Origin of the sequence: Streptomyces sp. YS-3 (genome assembly GCF_045257485.1) — a bacterium.
Lineage (GTDB): Bacteria > Actinomycetota > Actinomycetes > Streptomycetales > Streptomycetaceae > Streptomyces.
Window position 1 is genome coordinate 1 of record NZ_JBJHPC010000876.1, and the last position, 2013, is coordinate 2013.

Sequence of the window (2013 nt, forward strand, 5' to 3'; positions counted from 1 at the left end):
GGGTCCGGGGGCCTGCCTGATACCGCTGCTCTCGGTACTGCGTGCTGCTTACTACGTACCGCGTCGTCGGTACCGCTTCAGGTTCGCCGGTACCGCGTGGCCGGGTCCGTGAGTCACGGACCCGGCAACGGGATCAGTAGCGGTAGTGGTCCGACTTGTACGGGCCGTCGACCTCGACACCGATGTACGCGGCCTGCTCGGGGCGGAGCGTCGTGAGCTTCACGCCGAGCGCGTCGAGGTGGAGGCGGGCGACCTTCTCGTCGAGGTGCTTGGGCAGCACGTAGACGTCGGTCGGGTACTCCTCGGGCTTGGTGAACAGCTCGATCTGGGCCAGGGTCTGGTCCGCGAACGAGTTGGACATCACGAACGACGGGTGGCCGGTCGCGTTGCCCAGGTTCAGCAGGCGGCCCTCGGAGAGGACGATGAGGACCTTGCCGTCGGGGAACGTCCAGGTGTGGACCTGCGGCTTGACCTCGTCCTTGACGATGCCGGGGATCTTCGCGAGGCCGGCCATGTCGATCTCGTTGTCGAAGTGGCCGATGTTCCCGACGATGGCCTGGTGCTTCATCCTGGCCATGTCGGAGGCCATGATGATGTCCTTGTTGCCCGTCGTGGTGACGAAGATGTCGGCCTTGTCGACGACCTCGTCGAGCGTGGTGACCTGGTAGCCGTCCATCGCCGCCTGCAGGGCGCAGATCGGGTCGATCTCGGTGATGATCACTCGGGCGCCCTGGCCGCGCAGGGACTCCGCGCAGCCCTTGCCCACGTCGCCGTAGCCGCAGACGACGGCGGTCTTGCCGCCGATGAGGACGTCGGTGGCGCGGTTGATGCCGTCGATCAGGGAGTGGCGGCAGCCGTACTTGTTGTCGAACTTGGACTTGGTGACCGCGTCGTTGACGTTGATCGCCGGGAAGAGGAGGGTGCCGTCGCGGTGCATCTCGTAGAGACGGTGGACACCGGTCGTGGTCTCCTCGGTGACACCGCGGATCTCGGACGCCAGCTGCGTCCACTTCTGCGGGTTCTCCGTGAGGGTGCGGTTCAGCAGGGTGAGGATGTGGGCGTACTCCTCGCTGTCCGCGGTGGACGGGTCCGGGGCCGCGCCGGCCTTCTCGAACTCGACACCCTTGTGGACCAGGAGCGTGGCGTCACCGCCGTCGTCCAGGATCATGTTCGGGCCGCCGGTCGGGGAGTTCGGCCACGTGAGGGCCTGCTCCGTGCACCACCAGTACTCCTCCAGCGTCTCGCCCTTCCAGGCGAAGACCGGGACGCCCCGGGGGTTCTCGGGGGTGCCGTCGGGGCCGACCGCGATGGCGGCGGCGGCGTGGTCCTGGGTGGAGAAGATGTTGCAGGAGGCCCAGCGGACCTCGGCGCCGAGGGCGACGAGGGTCTCGATCAGGACGGCGGTCTGCACCGTCATGTGCAGGGAGCCGGTGACCCGGGCGCCCGCGAGCGGCTGGCTGGCGGCGTACTCCTTGCGGATCGACATCAGGCCGGGCATCTCGTGCTCGGCGAGGGTGATCTCCTTGCGCCCGAAGGCGGCGAGGGAGAGGTCGGCGACCTTGAAGTCCTGGCCGGCGTCGACAGTCGTCATACGAGCTGCTCCTCATGAGTGGGTCGAGGGTGGGTACGGAAGGTCTGCGGGCGCACCTGCGCAGAGCGACGGCCGCGCGCACCGGCGGGTGCCCGGCGGACATCGCGGTGTCCGGGTGGACACGGAAGTGTCCATTGGGCACCCAGCGGTGCCCGTCGCGCTCACAGCGCAGTCCGTCGGAGGCCCTCTCTCCCTCGGCCGGTGCGCGTGGCGTACCGACCGACCGCCATCAGCAGCGACGTCTGGCTCTGGTCACGAATCTACACCGATCGGCCCAGCCACCCCCAGCCCGTCCCGGATGGCGAGGTGGCGAAATTCCGGGGTGGGAGCCCCCCGGGGGCATGCCCTGTCCGCTTCGGGAAAGGGGTGGCGGGCCGGGAAACCGCTTCCCTGCCCGCCACCCCTTTCCCGAAGCGGACAGG

Annotated in this window: 1 protein-coding gene; it reads right to left on the reverse strand. The window is 68.7% G+C overall.

Features of this window, described 5'->3' with window-relative positions; all coding sequences use genetic code 11:
* Window positions 1–133 precede the first annotated feature (133 nt).
* Complete coding sequence (gene ahcY / locus ACJA3G_RS35820; RefSeq protein ID WP_406557204.1) at window positions 134–1591, reverse strand: adenosylhomocysteinase; 1458 nt, start codon at window positions 1589–1591, stop codon at window positions 134–136.
* Window positions 1592–2013 lie beyond the last annotated feature (422 nt).